The following is a 17,549-nucleotide window of genomic DNA, read 5'->3' as shown; positions in this document are numbered from 1 at the left end:
TTAATATTTAGATCTATGGAGATACCAAAATTTCACGAGACTTTCATTCCTATTTTAAAGATTTTAGAGAACGAAGAAACATTACAGACTAGAGAATTGTATCAGAAAGTTATTGATAAATTTTTTTCTAAGCTTTCAAAAGAAAAATTAGATAAAAAAACCAAAAGCGGCGAACTGTTAATTATTAACAGAATTGCCTGGGGGAAATCCTATTTAAAAAAAGGAGGTTATATTGAATTCCCTAAAAGAGGATTTGTGAAAATCACCGATAAAGGTAAAAAGCATAATTCTAATACTCTTACACTAAAACAGGTTGAAAGTTCGGATAATTTTTTAGAATTTTATAGTGAAGAAAATCCAAAAGAAAATTTAACACCAATAAAGACTTCAAATGCTTCGCCTCAAGATTTAATTGACGAAGGGTTTAACTCAATTGATGTACAGGTTAAAGATGAACTTCTCGAAAAGTTAAAAACCATAGATCCTTTTTATTTTGAAAAGGTTATACTAATTCTGTTAAAAAAAATGGGGTATGGTGATTTTGTCGAGACAGCTAAAACTGGAGACGGAGGAATTGATGGGATAATTAATGAAGATAAACTAGGTCTGGATAAGATATATATTCAAGCAAAAAGATACGGAGAAAATAAAGTTCGGGAAAAAGATATAAGAAATTTTATTGGAGCTATGAGTGGAGATACTCAAAAGGGAGTATTTGTTACAACTTCAACTTTTGATAAAGGAGCTGTAAAGAAAGCAAATGATGCTCATCATACAATAATATTAATTGATGGTTCGAAATTGGTTGATTTGATGCATCAGTATGGAGTTGGTGTTCAGATCAAAATAATTTACGAAGTCAAAGAGCTTGATAATGATTTTTTTGATAGTGAATAACTGAGATATGGCTAATAAATGGGGGATTCCTAAAGATGTTGAAGAACTGGTTTTATTGAGAGATAAATCCTGTGTTTACTGTGGAGTAGCTTTTACTAAAAATGATACTTCTAGAAAAACAAAACAATCGTGGGAACATATTGTAAATGATATTAGAATAAATCAAGCTAATAATATCGCTCTCTGTTGTGTATCATGTAATGCTAGTAAGGGCGCAAAATTATTGGAAGATTGGTTGAATACCAATTACTGTAAAAACAAAGGAATCATTAAGCTGTCAGTGAGTTTATCCAAAATTTTGTGTTTTTGAAAAATAATTTCAAAATTCATAGGTTAAAATAATATAGATTATAACCTGTTTGGAAAACAAATATACAATTGATTGTAAATTTGGCCCCATTTAAATCGTGTTTTCTTGAGTTTATCCAAAATTTTGTGTTTTTGAAAAATAATTTCAAAATTCATAGGTTAAAATAATATAGATTATAACCTGTTTGGAAAACAAATATACAATTGATTGTAAATTTGGCCCCATTTAAATCGTGTTTTCTTCCATTTTTTGCTGATGCTTTGAGCTGCTAAATATATGGATTTCAGTGCTGCATCATCATGAGGAAAGACTTTTTTGTTGCGTGTATATTTTCTTAAACTGGCATTAAAACTCTCAATGATATTGGTAGTATATATAAGTTTTCTAATCTCTTTTGGGTAGTTTAAAAACGCGGTCAAATTATCCCAATTGTTTTCCCAAGACTGTACGGCAGAGAGGTATTTATCTTCCCAATTTTGTTTAAAGACTTCGAAAGCCTCTAAAGCGAATTTCTCATTATCGGCTTGATAAATAGCTTTAATATCGACCATTATTGATTTACGGTCCTTATAGCTCACATATTTTAAAGAGTTTCTAATTTGATGTACGATACATATTTGACGTATACTACCTGGAAAAATAGCTTCTACAGCTTTATCTAATCCAGAGAGGTTATCCGAACACAGAAAGAAGATATCTTTTACGCCTCTAGAGCGCAGATCGTCTAAAATGGACATCCAAGCAGCTGCCTTTTCTGTCTCCACAATACTCATGCTCAAAATATCTTGTTGCCCTTCGGTATTCACCCCTAAAACTATCATACAGGCTTTAGATATTACCTTGCCTTCTTGACGTATTTTATAATGAATAGCATCTATCCAGACAATGGGATATACGTCTTCTAAAGGTCTATTCTGCCATTGTTTGATGTCTTCCAATAATTGATTGGTGATAATGGATACCTGTGATGTGGAATACTGCACTCCATAGGTACTTTCAATAAAATCAATAATATCGCTATTGCTCATACCTTTGGCGTAAAGCAGTTGAATACAATCTTCTAATTCTTGACTAATCGATTGATGTTTGGGGACAATAACAGGCTCAAAGCTCGCTTGACGATCTCTGGGGATTTTGATGCGTTGTTCGCCGTTATGAGTCTTGATAGTTTTCTCTGAGAAACCATTGCGCTGGTTGTTCTCAATTACAGAACCTCCTTTTTGAAACCCTAAGTGGGCAGTCATTTCTGCTTTTAAAAGTGATTCAATACCACGTTTAAGCAACTGTTCCTTGACCTGGTCAAAGTCCTCCTTGTTGCTGATTTTGCCGATCAAGGCGTCTAATTGTTTTTCTAAGTCTGAGTTCATAAAATAAAAATTTAAAAGTAAATTTTTTGCCTATGAATTTCAAAATCATTTTTAAACTAACTAACAGCAAAAACACAAAATAGTTTACAGTCCCTATTGGAAGATTGGTTGAATACCAATTACTGTAAAAACAAAGGAATCATTAAGCTGTCAGTAGCCCCTGTTGTAAGAGAGGCGATTGACAACCCTCCTAAATTGAAATAATACCTTTTAAAGGTTTATTTCCCGTTAAAACTATTCATAGTATTATTAATACCTGCTAATCCGAAAGATTTAATAAGTTCTACAGACTTTTCTAAACGTTCTTTCAATTGGTTACTTTCTTCAGGTGTCCATTCGCCAAGAACATAATCAACTTGACTCCCTTTAGAAAAAGTATCGCTTATACCAAATCGGAAGCGGTTGTATTTTGTGGTGTTTAACTTGTCCTGAGTATCTTTTAATCCGTTGTGTCCACCATCACTGCCCTTAGTTTTTACACGAATGCTACCAAAGGGTAGGTTTAAATCGTCTGTAATCACTAAAAGGTTTTCTAAGGGAATTTTTTCTTTTGTGAGCCAGTATAAAATGGCTTTTCCGCTTAAATTCATGTAGGTATTAGGTTTCAGAAAAATAAAGGTTCTTCCTTTTAGCTTATACGTGCAGATATCGCCTAGTTTTTGAGTTTCAAAAGTTAAAGCTTCTTTATCAGCAAAGAAATCTAAAATTTTAAAGCCAATATTATGGCGTGTATTTTCGTATTTATCACCTATGTTTCCTAAACCAACGATTAAAAATTTTTTCATGGGATCTGTTTCTTCTATAAGGGTGTTATTCTTAATAAAGTATTTTAAAAACGGCCACATAAACGTTTTTATGTAAAAATAAAAAAAGCATCCTGATGTATCAGAATGCTTTTAAATAAGTTATAGAATAAAATTTATTCTTGAGTTGCTTCAGCAGCTGCTTCAGCACCTTCTTCAACATCTTCATTCTCATCATCAACATCTGCAACAGCAGTTCTAGATGTTCTAACTTGACAAACTACAGTGTTGTTAGTATGTAAGAATGTGTAATCATCGTTTAATAGATCACTTACAGATACTTTATCACCAATTTTAAGTGGTGTAATATCGATTTCGATAAAATCTGGTAAGTTAGCAGGAAGTGCTTTAATACGTAATTTACGGTTGTTTCTTCTTAAAACACCACCGTTTTTAACACCTCTAGAGTTACCTACTAATTGTACAGGAATGTTAAGCGCGATTTCTTTATCTTCAAATAATTGGTAGAAATCGATGTGTAAAATTCTGTCTGTTACAGGGTGAAATTGAATGTCTTGTAAAACAGCGTTTAAAGTTTCACCGTTGTCTAAATTAATCACAACTGTATGCGCATTAGGCGTGTATACAAGTTTAGAGAAAGCTAATTCTGGTGCAGAGAAATGCACTGGTTTATCTCCTCCGTATAATACGCAAGGAACCTGACCAGCATTACGTAAGGCTTTTGTTGCTTTTTTGCCTACGCTTTCTCTTTGAGATCCGTCGATTGTAATTGATTTCATTTGTTATATATATTAATTAAAAAATTCTTTTTTGGGGTTCTGGTCTCTTTGTGGTGATAGAACCTTTACATTACAAAATTTGAACTGATAGATTGGTTGTTGTGAACCTTTTCCATAACCTGAGCAAATAAATTAGCACAGCTTAAAACTCTAATCTTGTCGCTTAAAGGCTTTACAGGAATAGAATCGGTTACTATTAATTCTTCTAATTTTGAGTTGTTAATATTATCGTAAGCTGGACCCGATAAAATAGGGTGCGTACAAATAGCTCTAACGCTTAATGCACCACGCTCCATCATTAAATCGGCTGCTTTAGTTAAAGTTCCAGCGGTATCTACCATATCATCTACTAAAACAACATTTTTACCAGTAACATCACCAATAAGCTCCATGTGAGAAATCACATTAGCTTTAGCACGTTGCTTGTAGCAAATAACCACATCGCTCGATAAAGCTTTAGAGTATGCATAAGCACGTTTAGAGCCTCCCATATCTGGAGAAGCAATAGTTAGGTTTGGTAAATTTAATTCTTGTAAGTATGGTAAAAAAATAGTCGATGCAAATAAGTGGTCTACCGGTTTTTCGAAGAACCCTTGAATTTGATCGGCGTGTAAATCCATGGTAATAATACGTGTAGCTCCTGCAGCTTCCAACATTTTAGCCACTAATTTAGCTGCAATTGGAACACGAGGTTTGTCTTTTCTATCCTGTCTTGCCCAACCGAAATAAGGTAAAACAGCGGTAATGTGTCTTGCCGATGCGCGTTTTGCAGCGTCAATCATTAATAACATTTCCATTAAGTTTTCGGCACCAGGATTGGTAGAACCAATAATGAAAATCCTTGTGCCACGAATAGACTCTTCGTATGACGGTTGAAACTCACCATCGCTATAAGTAGACGTTATAACATTTCCTAATTCTGCTCCAAAGGCTTTAGCAATGTTTTCTCCTAAAGCTTTACTTTGGGTACATGCAAAAATTTTTGCTTCTGTGATTACAATTGGCATAGTTAACTTGTTGTTTTAGAGTGTTTAAACGCTACCTGTTTTTTAACGAGGTGCAAATTTATGGATTTATTTTTACCTAAAAAGCATATTGAACGGTATTTTTATGATTAATTATGGAAAAAATATATATTTTTGCAGTCCATTTGCTCAAGTGGTGGAATTGGTAGACACGTCGGATTCAAAATCCGATTCTTCGGAGTGCGGGTTCGATTCCCGCCTTGAGTACAATTTTAACCGTAATAGCCTTTGTTGTTACGGTTTTTTTTGTGCCTTACTATTTGGTATAGCGCATCAATAAGATTAACCAATTTAACTTACCATAATGAGAATTATTAAAATGACCTTCATGGTTTTTGTTGTATCCATGCTAACCAATTGTGCTTCGGGATACAAGGACATTCAGTTAAAATCCCTTAACTATATTTCTAAAAATGAGCAATCAGACATTATTTTAGAGTATAAATATGATTTACTGGATAAAAAATATGCTAAAAAAGAAGTAAAAAGAGGTGTAAAACTTGTTGCCGTTAGAATAACCAACAACTCCAATGAAGATATTATTTTCGGTAGAGATGTTAAGTTAGGCTATGTTAACGGACAAGAACTTTACGTTTTAGATAACGATAAAGTTTATAAAACACTCAAGCAAAGCCCTGCTTCTTATTTATGGTATTTATTGTTATCGCCAATAAATCTTTATACGTATGAGACCAATGGTTATGGCGGACAAGAAACAACCAATTCTTTCCCTATAGGTCTTATTTTAGGTCCTGGAATTGCTGGTGGTAACATGATTGCTGCTGGAAACGCTAATAAAAAGTTTAAAACCCAAATGTTAGATTACAATTTATACGGAACCGTTATTAAGTCTGGTGAAGTTAAACACGGCCTGATTGGTATTGAGGCTGATTCCTATGAGGCGTTAACTCTAACAGTGGAATAGATACAAAAGCCTACCTCAGTTTAATTAATGTATAAAGAGGTTGCATTAAAAGTCGATTTACGTCAATCTGAATTTATTTCAGATCCTCATAACCATGGAACTTCAATGTTATGAGGTTCTGTGCCGAGCAGAGTATGAGGATTGTTTCAACTTTTAATTCAGCCTCTTTTTTTTGCTTTTAATGCATTCAACTTTGGATTTTACATTTTAATTATTGAGTTGATCGGCTTCTTAATTTTTTGGAATTAAATCTGAATCACAAAAAAATCAACCTTATAATCCCTTCCAAACTTCAATAAATTCATGCTGCAAATTTGGGGCATGCAACAGATTTTCTCCACATAATTGTTATTCACACTTAGCGAAAGCCTTTCCTAGTCTAGTAAAACTGGCATTTGCAACAAATGTTTTACAAGGTGCTGTATTTGTTTTAAAGATATTTTCTATTTCTAGATAGTTTTATTTTCTCAAACCAACTCAAAAATTGCGTTCTGCATTTTGGCTTAAAAAGTTTAACTATTTTATGAAAAAGAAATTTCCATGCCTCTTGATATTAGGAATTGTGCTGCTCCTAGCTTCCTGTAATAACACAAAAGAGAAAGAAGAGAGTCCTACAACAAACGCTAATCAAGACATAGAAGCTAAAATCGATAGTATTTTACCACTGTTAACCTTAGAAGAGAAGGTCGATTTATGTCATGCGCAATCGAAATTCAGTACTAAAGGTGTCGCCCGATTAGGGATTCCAGAAATCTGGATGTCTGATGGTCCGCATGGTGTTCGTGCCGAAATTAGTTGGGATTCCTGGGACTATGCCGGTTGGACAAACGATTCCATCACCGCTTTTCCTGCATTAACTTGTTTGGCAGCGACTTTTAACCCTGATTTGGCAGGTGAATTTGGTTTCAATTTAGGAGAAGAAGCCAGATACCGCAAAAAAGATGTCTTATTAGGTCCGGGAGTAAACATTTACCGAACGCCGTTTAACGGAAGGAACTTTGAATATTTGGGTGAAGATCCCTTTTTAGCATCGACCATGGTGGTACCATATATTCAAGGGGTGCAAAAAAATGGCGTGGCCGCCTGTGTGAAGCATTTTGCTTTAAATAACCAAGAACATTGGCGCGATGTCGTGAATGTAGAAGTGAGCGACAGAGCGCTTTATGAAATCTATTTACCCGCTTTTAAAGCGGCCGTTCAAGAGGGGAACTCTTGGGCCATAATGGGTGCCTACAATAAATTTAGAGGACAATACACTACGCATCACGAATTGCTAACCAACAAAATATTGAAACGCGATTGGGGATTTGATGGGGTGGTTATTAGCGATTGGAGTTCTGCACACAGCACACTAGAAGCCGCAAACAATGGTCTGGATATTGAGATGGGAACGGGCACCGATGGTTTGGGAACCACAACTGAAAATCATTATCAGCATTATTATCTGGCCAATCCTTTTTTAGAGAAACTAAAAAGTGGTGAAATATCTGAAGCGGTTTTAAACGATAAAGTAAAACGTGTTTTAAGATTACGGTTTAGAACCAATATGAAAGATGATCGCCCTCTAGGAAGTTTAAACACTCCGGAACATCACGAAGTGGCTCGTAAAGTGGCAACCGAAGGGATTGTGTTACTTAAAAACCAAAATAATTTCTTTCCTATAGAAGATAAAGCAGGACTTACCATAGCTGTTATTGGTGAAAATGCCACACGCTCCATGACTGCTGGTGGAGGATCTTCGGAGCTGAAACCGCAATTTGAAATTTCACCCTTGGAGGGGCTAAAAGCACGGTTCAAAAAAGCTAAAGTGCTTCATTCGATGGGTTACGAAACGGGTGTTTCTGAATATGATGTGGTTCATCCACCAAAATTAAATCAAGATTCGCTTAAAGCGGAAGCCATCAAAATAGCAAAAACGGCCGATGTGGTGTTGTTTGTGGGCGGACTAAATAAAAGCCATTTACAAGATAGTGAAGGGGACGACCGACAACAATACGGTTTGCCTTTTGGGCAAGAAGCCCTAATTAATGATCTCAGTCATGTGAATGAAAATCTTGGATTTATCCTGTTAACAGGAAATGCCGTGGCCATGCCTTGGTTAGGCCAAGTGAAGGGTTTGATAGAGTCTTGGTATTTGGGGAGTATGGCGGGCCATGCCATTGCTGACGTGGTAAGTGGTGATGTCAACCCATCCGGGAAATTGCCGTTTTCTTTTCCGAAGCAATTGGAGGATAATGCGGCACATGCCTTTGGAGAAACCTCATATCCTGGTGTAGATATGACTCAGCATTACAAAGAAGATATTTTAGTAGGGTACCGATGGCATGACACGAAAAATATCGAGCCGCTTTACGCCTTTGGTTTTGGCTTGTCGTACACCAATTTTACTTTAGAAAATATATCTTCCGATAAGGAAAATTACACGAAAAACGATCTTATTAAAATAAATGCAGCAGTTAACAATACAGGAGATTTGGCTGGTGCCGAAGTGGTACAAGTGTATGTTGGTAAAGCGGATTCGAAAGTAGACCGCGCTTTAAAAGAATTGAAAGGTTTTACTAAGGTGTTCCTCGATAAAGGTGAAAACAAATCGGTAACTATAGAAATTCCTGTTGAAAAACTAGCTTTTTATAATGAAGAGCAATCCGATTGGGAAATTGAAACTGGTGATTACCAAGTTTATGTTGGGAACGCTTCTAATGATATTTCGGAAACTTTAAAAATCACTGTGAAGTAATGCTAAACATTCTGAAGCCGCTCGTGTATTTGTTGGTTTGTTTTTGTGTTTTTGGTTGTAATACAGAAAAAAATAAGGATTTGGATATTAACCTTAAAGCGGATTTGGTATATAACATCCATGCGCAATTGGGTGAAGGGGCGCTTTGGAATTACAAAACCCAAGAATTGTATTGGGTGGATATCGAAAACAAGACCTTGAACATTTACAACCCAAAAACGAAAACGAATACAGTTTTTAAAACCAAATCACGTATAGGAACCGTCGTTCCAGTATCTGAAAAAGAAGTTTTAGTAGCGCTAGAAGACGGGGTCTACAGTTTGAATTTAAATTCCGGTACCACTAATAGGTTTGTTAACATGGAAAATGAATTAATAGGTAGCCGATTAAACGACGGGAAATGTGATCCTTCCGGACGCTTTTGGGTGGGGTCTATGCACTTAAATCAAGAGACTGGAAAGGCTAATTTATATTGTATAGATGGTCGTGGCGAACTTGATAAAAAATTGACTAATAGAACCATTTCTAATGGTATTGTTTGGACTTCAAACAAGAAAACCATGTATTACATTGATACGCCAACTTCACAAATTAAAGCTTATGATTACGACGATGCTACCGAAGCGATTTCTAACGAACGTGTTGTTGTTGAAATTCCGGTAGATTTTGGTTTTCCCGATGGGATGACCATCGATGAAGAAGACATGCTTTGGGTGGGAATGTGGAATGGTAATGGCGTGATACGCTTCAATCCTAAAACAGGAAAAGCAATTCAAAAAATAGAAGTGCCCGCTCATAATGTCACTTCCTGCGCTTTTGGAGGTGAAAACTTAGATGTGCTATATATCACAACCGCTTCGGTAGATATGACTGCCGAGGAAATACAAAAATATCCGCACGCAGGTTCCTTGTTTTCGGTGGTTCCTGGAGTAAAAGGCGTGCGCGCTAATTTTTTTAATAAACCCACTAATCACTAATCTCAAAACTTATGAAAAAGATAGTTTTTCTTTTATGCATACTAAGTGTCTTTTTGTTTTCTTATACCAACAAAACGTCGAATAATAGCAACGATGAAGATCGCTTTGTAAACGACTTGTTGGCTAAAATGACCTTAGAAGAAAAAATTGGACAAACCAATTTAAGAGGTACTTCGAGTATGACAAAAGCCTTACCTGAAGACCTAAAAAGAGCCGTTAGAAACGGGGAAATTGGAGCGTTTTTAAATATCTCTAATTTAGATTATGTTGATGAGCTACAACGTATTGCCGTAGAAGAGAGTCCGAATAAAATTCCATTAATTTTTAGTCGCGATGTGATTCATGGTTTTAAAACTGTTTTTCCTATTCCTTTAGGTATTGCGGCCTCTTGGGATACCGAAGTGGCTAAAAAATCTTCCGAAATTGCGGCTTTTGAAGCCTCGGCTATGGGTATACGTTGGACTTTTGCTCCTATGTTAGATATTGCCAGAGATAGTCGTTGGGGACGTATTGCAGAATCACCAGGGGAAGACCCGTACTTAGCGAGTCTTTTAGGAAAAGCTTATGTGGAAGGTTTTCAAGGTGATGATTTAAGTAGTCCTACAAGTATTGCGGCTTGTGCTAAGCACTATATTGCTTATGGAGCAGCCATTGGTGGTAGAGATTACAACACCGTAAATCTTAGTGAACCTTTGCTGCGTAACGTGTATTTACCACCTTTTGAAGCCGCTATCGATGCTGGAGCGGCAACGGTAATGTCGTCCTTTAATGAGATTAACGGGATACCGGCCTCAGGAAATGCCTTTTTACTAAAAGAGGTGCTTCGTGACGAATTAAAGTTTGATGGTTTTGTGGTGAGTGATTGGGATTCTACTGAAGAAATGATCGCTCACGGCTTTGCAAGAGATAAAAAGCACGCCGCAGAACTTTCTGCCAATGCGGGGATGGACATGGAGATGAATAGCACCTGTTATGCTGATAATTTGAAGCAACTTATTAAGGAAGGTAAATTTTCTGAAGCAGAACTAAATACCTTCGTGAAAAACATTCTTCGTATTAAATACCGATTGGGTTTGTTTGAAAAGCCGTATCGTGATAAGTCGCATACAGGAAATTATTATGCCGAAGCGCATATGGAAGAGGCTAAAAAGGCAGCTATAAAAAGCTCGGTTTTATTAAAAAATGATGGCGTTTTACCTTTAGATAAAAATACGAAAGTCGCTTTAATTGGCCCTCTAGCCCATGCGCCACATGAGCAATTAGGTACTTGGACTTTTGATGGCGAAAAGGAACACACCATCACACCGGTAAATGCTTTTAAATCCGCCAAGGTAAATGTCAATTTTGCAGCGGGTTTTACGCACAGTAGAGATCGATCAGATAAGGGGTTTAAGGAAGCGATTCAGGCCGCAAAAGCTTCCGATGTGATTTTGTTTTTTGGGGGTGAGGAGGCTATTCTTAGTGGGGAAGCTCATAGCCGTGCTTACATCAATCTGCCTGGCGCTCAAGAGGCTTTAATCCACGAATTAGCAAAACTTAATAAGCCTATTGTTTTAGTGATTATGGCAGGAAGACCCATTTCAGTGTCTAATATTATGTATAAAACTGATGCGATTTTAATGGCATGGCACCCCGGAACTATGGGGGGCGAAGCGCTTTATGATATGATTTATGGAGTTGCCGAACCTCAAGGACGTTTGCCAGTGTCCTGGCCTAAAACCGCTGGACAACTACCGTACTTTTACAATCATAAAAACACAGGAAGGCCTGCAACAGCCGAAGAATTTATTGAAATGGATTCTATCCCTATTCACGCGTGGCAAAGCTCGCTGGGTAATGATTCACATTATTTAGATGTTGGCTTTACGCCACAGTATCCTTTTGGTTATGGTCTGGGGTATTCCAAATTTCGTTATGAAGACTTGTCAATTTCTAAGGATACCATTGACTTTAATGAAAAAATCACCATCAAAGCAAGAATCACCAATGTTGGGAAAAGGGCAAGTACCGAATTGGTGCAATTATATATTCAAGATGTGGTTGGGAGTATTACAAGACCTGTTAGAGAGTTGAAACGCTTTGAACATGTGTATTTAAAACCTGGTGAATCTAAAGAGGTTCGTTTTTCAATAAGTTCTAAAGACCTAGAGTTCGTAAATCATAAGATGGTTAAAGCTGCCGAAGCAGGGCGTTTTAATGTGTGGATTGGTGAAAATGCAGCTTCTGGGCTTAAAACAGCATTCTATTTAAAGGAGTAGTTATATTTTACTCAAAAAAAGGGTAAGTTTATTTGTTTTTTTTAGTTTATGAGATTAAGGTGGGGTTAAACCTGCCTTAATTTTTTTTTGTCTTTTAGTTCGAGGAGAAAGGCATTATTTTGCTTTCATTTCGTATTACATGATGCGTGGTCTATTATGGTTTAAGGCGTTATGCTGGAAGTACTTTCTTCTTTATAAATACATAGTTAGTAGGCGCGTGATTTTGCTTAGGGTTTTTAGGTGGTAGATTTTTTTGGTTTAAAACATGTTGGTTAAAATGATTGATGTACTGAATTTTTGTCGATTAAATCGTCTTGAAGATTGGTTTTAGATCGATTCTCTTGTTGGTTGTGCTTTTACCTGTGGTTGTTTGGTTGTTTTCTTCAACGGCTTCCAGAGACCAAAATATTACGGATTAAAAGGGGGATTTCTGCTGAATAATTAGCTTTCTTTTGCTTAATCAAGCGTCCTTTATTTGATGCAGATGTTTCTTATTGATGGGTGAAAAAGAGGGCTTAATATAGAGTCATTTCAAATCCAAATATCACTTAAAAATTTATTAAGGCTTTTATGCAAAAGAATTTTAACGTGTAATAAGCAAAGTGAAGGGTAAAAAAATAAGGCAGCAAGGAAAGTATTCCAGCTGCCTTATTTAACAAACAAACTAAACCAATTAATTATGTTTTTATATTAGTAACCCGGGTTTTGGTCACTTTCATCTAATTCTGAATTTTTATCTATTTCTGTAATCGGAATGGGGAATAAGTCGTTTTTCGAAGAATATCCTGTTCCTGCTAATTCTGTTGCGGCTAAATCCCAACGCACCAAATCCCAAAAGCGTTGACCTTCAAAAGCGAGTTCTAGGTATTTTTCGTTAACAATCGCATCAAACAATGCATCTCCTGATACAGAAGGGTCGATATCGCCTAATCCAGCTCTATTTCTTACTTTGTTTAACTCTGTTCTAGCTGCAGCATCTTGCCCAAGTTTTTGATAGGCTTCTGCTGTTAGTAATAAGACTTCCGCGTAGCGCAATAATCTATAGTTGGTGCTGTAATTTAATTCTCTAACACCGTCTGGGCTAGTATCTTCTGCTTTAGTGGCGTATTTAATTCTAATGGCCCCTTCATAATCCCAAATTTTACCTCCTGTAGCGGCATCAGCGTTTACTCCACCACCAGCAGCAATAAGTTCGGCTTCTGTCATGAGTGAAGCTGCTTTTCTTTTAGTGTCTCCAGCTTTCTCAAAAGCATCGGCTAGTTTGGCTGTTGGCAGGTTAAAGCCCCAACCATTAATTAATTCGGTGCCCGTGAGATCAAAAATGCCGTCACCACGAGGGCCCATCAATTGGATGTGTATATTACTTTCGTTTCTTCCGCCCCAGTTAAAATTACCCCAGTCTCTTTGTGAAGTCGATATAAATCCTAATTCAAATAAGGACTCGATACCAAACTCGTGGTCTATGCTCCAAACATCTTCTGGGTTAGGTTCTAAGTCGTGTGCAGGATTAGAAATAACACTGCTGAAGAACGGAATAGCCTCGGTATATTTTTCTTGGAAAACTAAAACCTTGCCCATTAAGGCTTGTGCTGTTCCTTTTGAAACTCTGAAATTTTCGGTAGCCGATTTGTCTGGAAGCGAGGCTATGGCATCGTTTAAATCGGATTCTATTTGTGTATAAATTTCTTGGCGTGATGATTTTGGAATCCCAAATTCATCGGCTTCCGAAGGAATAGTTAATCGTAAAGGCACATCACCAAACATGGTAGTTAATTCGAAATAGCACCAAGCTCTCATGAATTTTGCTTCGGCTAAGGCTTTATCTTTATTACTTAAGCTACTGTCTTTAATGTTTTCAATAACCAGATTAGACAGTGCAATGGTACGGTAATATAGATCCCAAATACTGGTAATGGATGCGTTAGACGATGATACGTCGGAATAGTCATCAATATCCTGTAATTGCTGCTGGTCACCAGAGTTTCCTCCTGCAGCGTTAGAATCGTCGCCAGGTAGTAATTTTACAAAAAATGCGCTACTCCAGTCCTTGCTGTAGTTGTGTTGCATTAAATCGTAAATACCTATAATAGCTGTTTCTACATTCTCTTCTTCAAGAAAATAGGTGTCGAGGTCTTCTACATTTAATCTCGGATTGGTTGTAAAATCATCGCTACATGAGATCATTCCAATACAGATTACTGCTATAAGAGTTATAATTGTTTTTTTCATAAAATGTTAATTTTTTAGTATTAAAAGTTTAGCGATAATCCGAAAAGTGCTTTGGCAGCAGTTGGATAAAAACCTCTATCTACACCTATAGAATCGTAATTGAAGTTTCCAATTTCTGGATCTAAACCACTATAATCTGTAAAGGTGAAATAATCGTCTAATGAGATATATAGTCTCAGGTGTTTAATTTTCAACTGACTTAAAAAGGCCTCAGGAAGGGTGTAGCCCAGTTGAATTTGTTTGATTCGCATATACGACCCATCTTCTACCACTAAATCAGAATCATATGAATCGATAACATTAGCGGCTCCAGGATAACTGGCGTTATCACCAGGTTGTTGCCATCTGTTTTCGTAAAAATGCACGGGTTTATTAGTGATTGGTCTAGACGGTTGGTGATATACCGATACGATATCGTTACCTGCAGTACCTTGAAATTGTAAATTGAAATCGAAAGCTTTGTACGCTAAGTTGATGTTTCCACCGTAAAGCAAATCTGGATGCGGTGAACCAATCATGGTTTTATCTGAATCGGTAATGTTTCCATCATTATTTTTGTCCACTTTAATAACCTCACCCGTTGCCGAATCAATCCCTGCTGTTTCATATCCGTAGAAATACCACGACGGTAAGCCTTCAGTAAAACGGGTAATGCCATCTGCGTTTTGAGGGGCTCCAGCTCCTACAAGTGAGGCGCCATCTGGTACGAATAAAATTTCTGTCACTTCATTTTTAAGGGTCGATAGGTTCGCATTTATACTGTAGCTAAATCCACCTTTGGTGGTGTCGTTAAAACCAAGTTCAAATTCAAAACCAGAATTCTCAATGGTTCCTGCATTAAATTCATTGGATAGAAACCCTGCAGATCCTGGTGTAATTAACGATCCATCTTCTACAATCGCATCTCTGGTGGTTTTTTTGTAGTAGTCGGCCGTGAAAGAAAGTTTACTATTTAAAGCTCTAAAGTCGATACCAACATCAAATTGTTCGGAGGTTTCCCATACTAAATTCGGATTAGCATATCCGGTGATTTCTGCACCTTGATTGCCTTCATATATAATAGGAAGTCCGTTAACGATGTTGGTAATATAGGTTTTATCTGAATTACCTTTTAAGTTCGTTCGGCTACCATTTTGGCCCCAACTTGCTCTAAATTTAAGATAGTTGAAACCTGCCTGGGTATTCCAGAAGTTTTCGTTAGAAATGATCCAACCGGCAGAGAAAGATGGGAAAACCCCTGTTTTGTTGTCTGTTGGGAATTTATCTGATTTATCCGACCTTACAGAGGCTTCAAAGAGGTATTTGTCGGCATAATCGTAAGAGAATCTGCTGTAAATAGACACCATGTTATCATAGTATGGATCTACAATATCTTGTTGTGTGTTAAAACCTGGTAAATTATAATCCCATTCTGTAAAATCTGCAATAGCTATCGAACCACTATTTTTTGTTGGGGTTAAAACTTCTTGATCTTCGGCAGAGTATCCTGCCATTAATTTGAGGTTATGAGACCCAAAAGATTTTTCATAGGTTAGGAAGTTTTCCCATAACCACCTGGTGCGCTCTACTTTTTCGCGTGAACCGGTATAGGTGGTGTTTGCAGCTTCTGAAGATACATAATAGGGAATGACGCGGGTTGTAGTTTCGGTGTCTTCTTGGTCGATACCAAATCTTGACGTTACCGATAAGCCTTCAGCTAAATTTAATTTTAAGTAAATGGAAGCTAAAAGTTGTTCGCCGTCATAATTGGTTTTATCAATTTCATTAGCATAGGCAACCGGATTGATAACTTCCCCTGTTGAAAACGCTGGGTAGCCGTAAACGTTTCCGGCGCCATCGGTTAATAAAGGCACGCCATTATTGTTGGCATTGTCGATAACCGATTGTGGTACCTGTCCATCTGGATAGGTTACTGGGGTTAATGGATCGATGATTAACATGTTTTGAATAACCCCTCTAGTGTCGCTATTTTCTTGAATCCCATTTCTATCGGTTAGGGAATAAGTTGCGTTAAGTCCGATTTCAACAACCTTACCCAATTTGCTTTTTAAATTGGTACGAAAAGTGGTTCTTTTAAAGTTGGAGTTTGATCTTCCAACCACCCCATCTTGATCTAAGTGAGAGGCCGAAGCATAATACATGAATTTCTCACTACCACCAGAGATATTAAAATCGTAACGTTGTAGCATAGCCGTAGAGAAGGTTTCATCAATCCAATTGGTATTATAGCCGTTATCGGAAACCGTTCCAATTCCCGCTTCGTTCATATAGTTTACAAATTGTGAAGCATCCATTAATTCCATGCCTGTATTTACAAACTGGACACCTGTTTGGCTGTTAAACGACACTCTAAAATCGCCAGCACGCCCACTTTTTGTGTTTATAATAATAACCCCGTTAGCACCTTCGGTACCGTAAATAGAGGAGGAAGCCGCATCTTTTAAAATTTCAATATTCGCGATGTCTGAGGGGGCGATATCTTCTATCGATGAGGTTTTCATGCCATCAACAATATAAAGGGGCTCAGAATTACCACTGGAACCAGCGCCACGAATTCTAATTTTCGCACCAGAACCGGGTGCTCCTGAAGATGAAGATACCGTTACACCAGAGGTACGACCTTGAATAACTTGCTCGACTCTTTGGTTAGAAGAGGAGCCAATACGCTCACTGTCTATACTAGAAATGGCGCCTGTAACCAAGCTCTTTTTCTTTGTACCATAACCAACAACTACAACTTCATCTAGTACCGAAGTATCCTCGGCCAAGGTGACGTTTATTGTGGGTTGTCCCGTAAATTTAATTTTTTGTGATTGATAACCCACGAAGGAAAATACTAGAGTACTTCCTGCAGTGGTGTTTAATTCATAATTTCCGTCAAAATCTGTTACAGTTCCAATGGATGTTCCTTCAACGACAACATTCACTCCTGGTATAGGAAGTCCTGTTTTGTCGGAAACGGTTCCTGAAACTGATTGTGCATAAATGATACTGCCAAGAAATAAAAAGGCTGGAAGTATCAATTTTTTAAGTAATCTGTTTTTCATAAAGTTTAGCTAGTTTTTAAGTTATTACTATACTTGTTTTGTTTTAAAACACATAGACAATGATGAAAAGAAGCAATGCAATAATGCATAGTATTAAAAGCACTTCTCCTATTTTTTTGTATCTATTGGTTTTAAACATATCTCAAATGTTAAAAAATTATTAAATAAAATATGTAACCTTTAAAGCATGTATTAGAAATTTTGTAGCAAAAGCCCTTCGTAATGGGGGTTTGC

Annotated in this window: 12 protein-coding genes and 1 tRNA gene; 7 read left to right on the top strand and 6 right to left on the bottom strand. The window is 36.9% G+C overall.

The genetic code is table 11. From position 1 onward, the window contains the following. Nucleotides 1–15 precede the first annotated feature (15 nt). Nucleotides 16–897, top strand: coding sequence for a restriction endonuclease (locus C1A40_RS04675; RefSeq protein ID WP_102994880.1), 882 nt, complete (start codon nt 16–18; stop codon nt 895–897). 7 nt (nt 898–904) lie between these two features. Next, a complete protein-coding gene (locus C1A40_RS04670) occupies nt 905–1,207 on the top strand; it encodes an HNH endonuclease (RefSeq protein ID WP_102994879.1) in 303 nt (100 codons plus the stop codon). Between the two features lie 173 nt (nt 1,208–1,380). On the opposite strand, the gene C1A40_RS04665 is transcribed toward C1A40_RS04670, so the two are convergent. From C1A40_RS04665 to C1A40_RS04650, 4 genes are all read right to left on the bottom strand, one after another. Next, nucleotides 1,381–2,574 (bottom strand): IS256 family transposase, encoded by a 1,194-nt coding sequence (locus C1A40_RS04665; protein ID WP_102994202.1) that lies wholly within the window; start codon nt 2,572–2,574, stop codon nt 1,381–1,383. Nucleotides 2,575–2,792: 218 nt separating this feature from the next. Next, nucleotides 2,793–3,419 (bottom strand): aminoacyl-tRNA hydrolase, encoded by a 627-nt coding sequence (gene pth / locus C1A40_RS04660; protein WP_422395601.1) that lies wholly within the window; start codon nt 3,417–3,419, stop codon nt 2,793–2,795. 74 nt (nt 3,420–3,493) lie between these two features. Next, complete coding sequence (locus tag C1A40_RS04655) at nt 3,494–4,117, bottom strand: 50S ribosomal protein L25/general stress protein Ctc (RefSeq protein ID WP_102994878.1); 624 nt, start codon at nt 4,115–4,117, stop codon at nt 3,494–3,496. Nucleotides 4,118–4,182: 65 nt separating this feature from the next. Continuing rightward, nucleotides 4,183–5,124: a ribose-phosphate pyrophosphokinase gene (locus tag C1A40_RS04650; RefSeq protein ID WP_067145000.1), complete on the bottom strand. Its 942-nt coding sequence runs from the start codon at nt 5,122–5,124 to the stop codon at nt 4,183–4,185. Nucleotides 5,125–5,269: 145 nt separating this feature from the next. On the opposite strand from C1A40_RS04650, the gene C1A40_RS04645 reads away from it, so the two are divergent. The 5 genes from C1A40_RS04645 to C1A40_RS04625 all read left to right on the top strand — a co-directional run bounded on the left by C1A40_RS04645 (nt 5,270) and on the right by C1A40_RS04625 (nt 12,039). Further along, nucleotides 5,270–5,349 (top strand) — tRNA-Leu (locus C1A40_RS04645). Nucleotides 5,350–5,446: 97 nt separating this feature from the next. After that, nucleotides 5,447–6,067 carry a hypothetical protein gene (locus C1A40_RS04640; RefSeq protein WP_102994877.1) on the top strand — a complete coding sequence of 207 codons (621 nt, stop codon included), beginning with the start codon at nt 5,447–5,449 and terminating at the stop codon, nt 6,065–6,067. A 523-nt stretch (nt 6,068–6,590) separates the two neighbouring features. Further along, entirely contained in the window at nt 6,591–8,804 is a 2,214-nt protein-coding gene (locus C1A40_RS04635) for a beta-glucosidase (protein ID WP_102994876.1), read from the top strand. A gap of 80 nt (nt 8,805–8,884) precedes the next feature. Beyond that, entirely contained in the window at nt 8,885–9,781 is an 897-nt protein-coding gene (locus C1A40_RS04630) for an SMP-30/gluconolactonase/LRE family protein (protein WP_241910483.1), read from the top strand. A gap of 11 nt (nt 9,782–9,792) precedes the next feature. Continuing rightward, nucleotides 9,793–12,039 carry a glycoside hydrolase family 3 N-terminal domain-containing protein gene (locus C1A40_RS04625; protein WP_102994874.1) on the top strand — a complete coding sequence of 749 codons (2,247 nt, stop codon included), beginning with the start codon at nt 9,793–9,795 and terminating at the stop codon, nt 12,037–12,039. 690 nt (nt 12,040–12,729) lie between these two features. On the opposite strand, the gene C1A40_RS04620 is transcribed toward C1A40_RS04625, so the two are convergent. Continuing rightward, nucleotides 12,730–14,268, bottom strand: coding sequence for a RagB/SusD family nutrient uptake outer membrane protein (locus tag C1A40_RS04620; protein ID WP_102994873.1), 1,539 nt, complete (start codon nt 14,266–14,268; stop codon nt 12,730–12,732). A gap of 20 nt (nt 14,269–14,288) precedes the next feature. Beyond that, nucleotides 14,289–17,315, bottom strand: a complete 3,027-nt coding sequence (locus C1A40_RS04615; RefSeq protein WP_102994872.1) for a SusC/RagA family TonB-linked outer membrane protein — start codon at nt 17,313–17,315, stop codon at nt 14,289–14,291. Nucleotides 17,316–17,549 lie beyond the last annotated feature (234 nt).

This window comes from Tamlana carrageenivorans, from assembly GCF_002893765.1.
Taxonomy (GTDB): Bacteria; Bacteroidota; Bacteroidia; order Flavobacteriales; family Flavobacteriaceae; genus Pseudotamlana; species Pseudotamlana carrageenivorans.
The sequence above is the reverse complement of the archived record's forward strand: the minus strand, read 5'-3'. Positions and strand labels throughout refer to the sequence as shown.

Coding starts and splice junctions, on each gene's coding strand:
- C1A40_RS04650 (WP_067145000.1), bottom strand. CDS start 5,124: ATGCCAATTGTAATCACAGAAGCAAAAATTTTTGCATGTACCCAAAGT.
- C1A40_RS04635 (WP_102994876.1), top strand. CDS start 6,591: ATGAAAAAGAAATTTCCATGCCTCTTGATATTAGGAATTGTGCTGCTC.
- C1A40_RS04675 (WP_102994880.1), top strand. CDS start 16: ATGGAGATACCAAAATTTCACGAGACTTTCATTCCTATTTTAAAGATT.
- C1A40_RS04620 (WP_102994873.1), bottom strand. CDS start 14,268: ATGAAAAAAACAATTATAACTCTTATAGCAGTAATCTGTATTGGAATG.
- C1A40_RS04640 (WP_102994877.1), top strand. CDS start 5,447: ATGAGAATTATTAAAATGACCTTCATGGTTTTTGTTGTATCCATGCTA.
- pth (WP_422395601.1), bottom strand. CDS start 3,419: ATGTGGCCGTTTTTAAAATACTTTATTAAGAATAACACCCTTATAGAA.
- C1A40_RS04655 (WP_102994878.1), bottom strand. CDS start 4,117: ATGAAATCAATTACAATCGACGGATCTCAAAGAGAAAGCGTAGGCAAA.
- C1A40_RS04670 (WP_102994879.1), top strand. CDS start 905: ATGGCTAATAAATGGGGGATTCCTAAAGATGTTGAAGAACTGGTTTTA.
- C1A40_RS04615 (WP_102994872.1), bottom strand. CDS start 17,315: ATGAAAAACAGATTACTTAAAAAATTGATACTTCCAGCCTTTTTATTT.
- C1A40_RS04625 (WP_102994874.1), top strand. CDS start 9,793: ATGAAAAAGATAGTTTTTCTTTTATGCATACTAAGTGTCTTTTTGTTT.
- C1A40_RS04665 (WP_102994202.1), bottom strand. CDS start 2,574: ATGAACTCAGACTTAGAAAAACAATTAGACGCCTTGATCGGCAAAATC.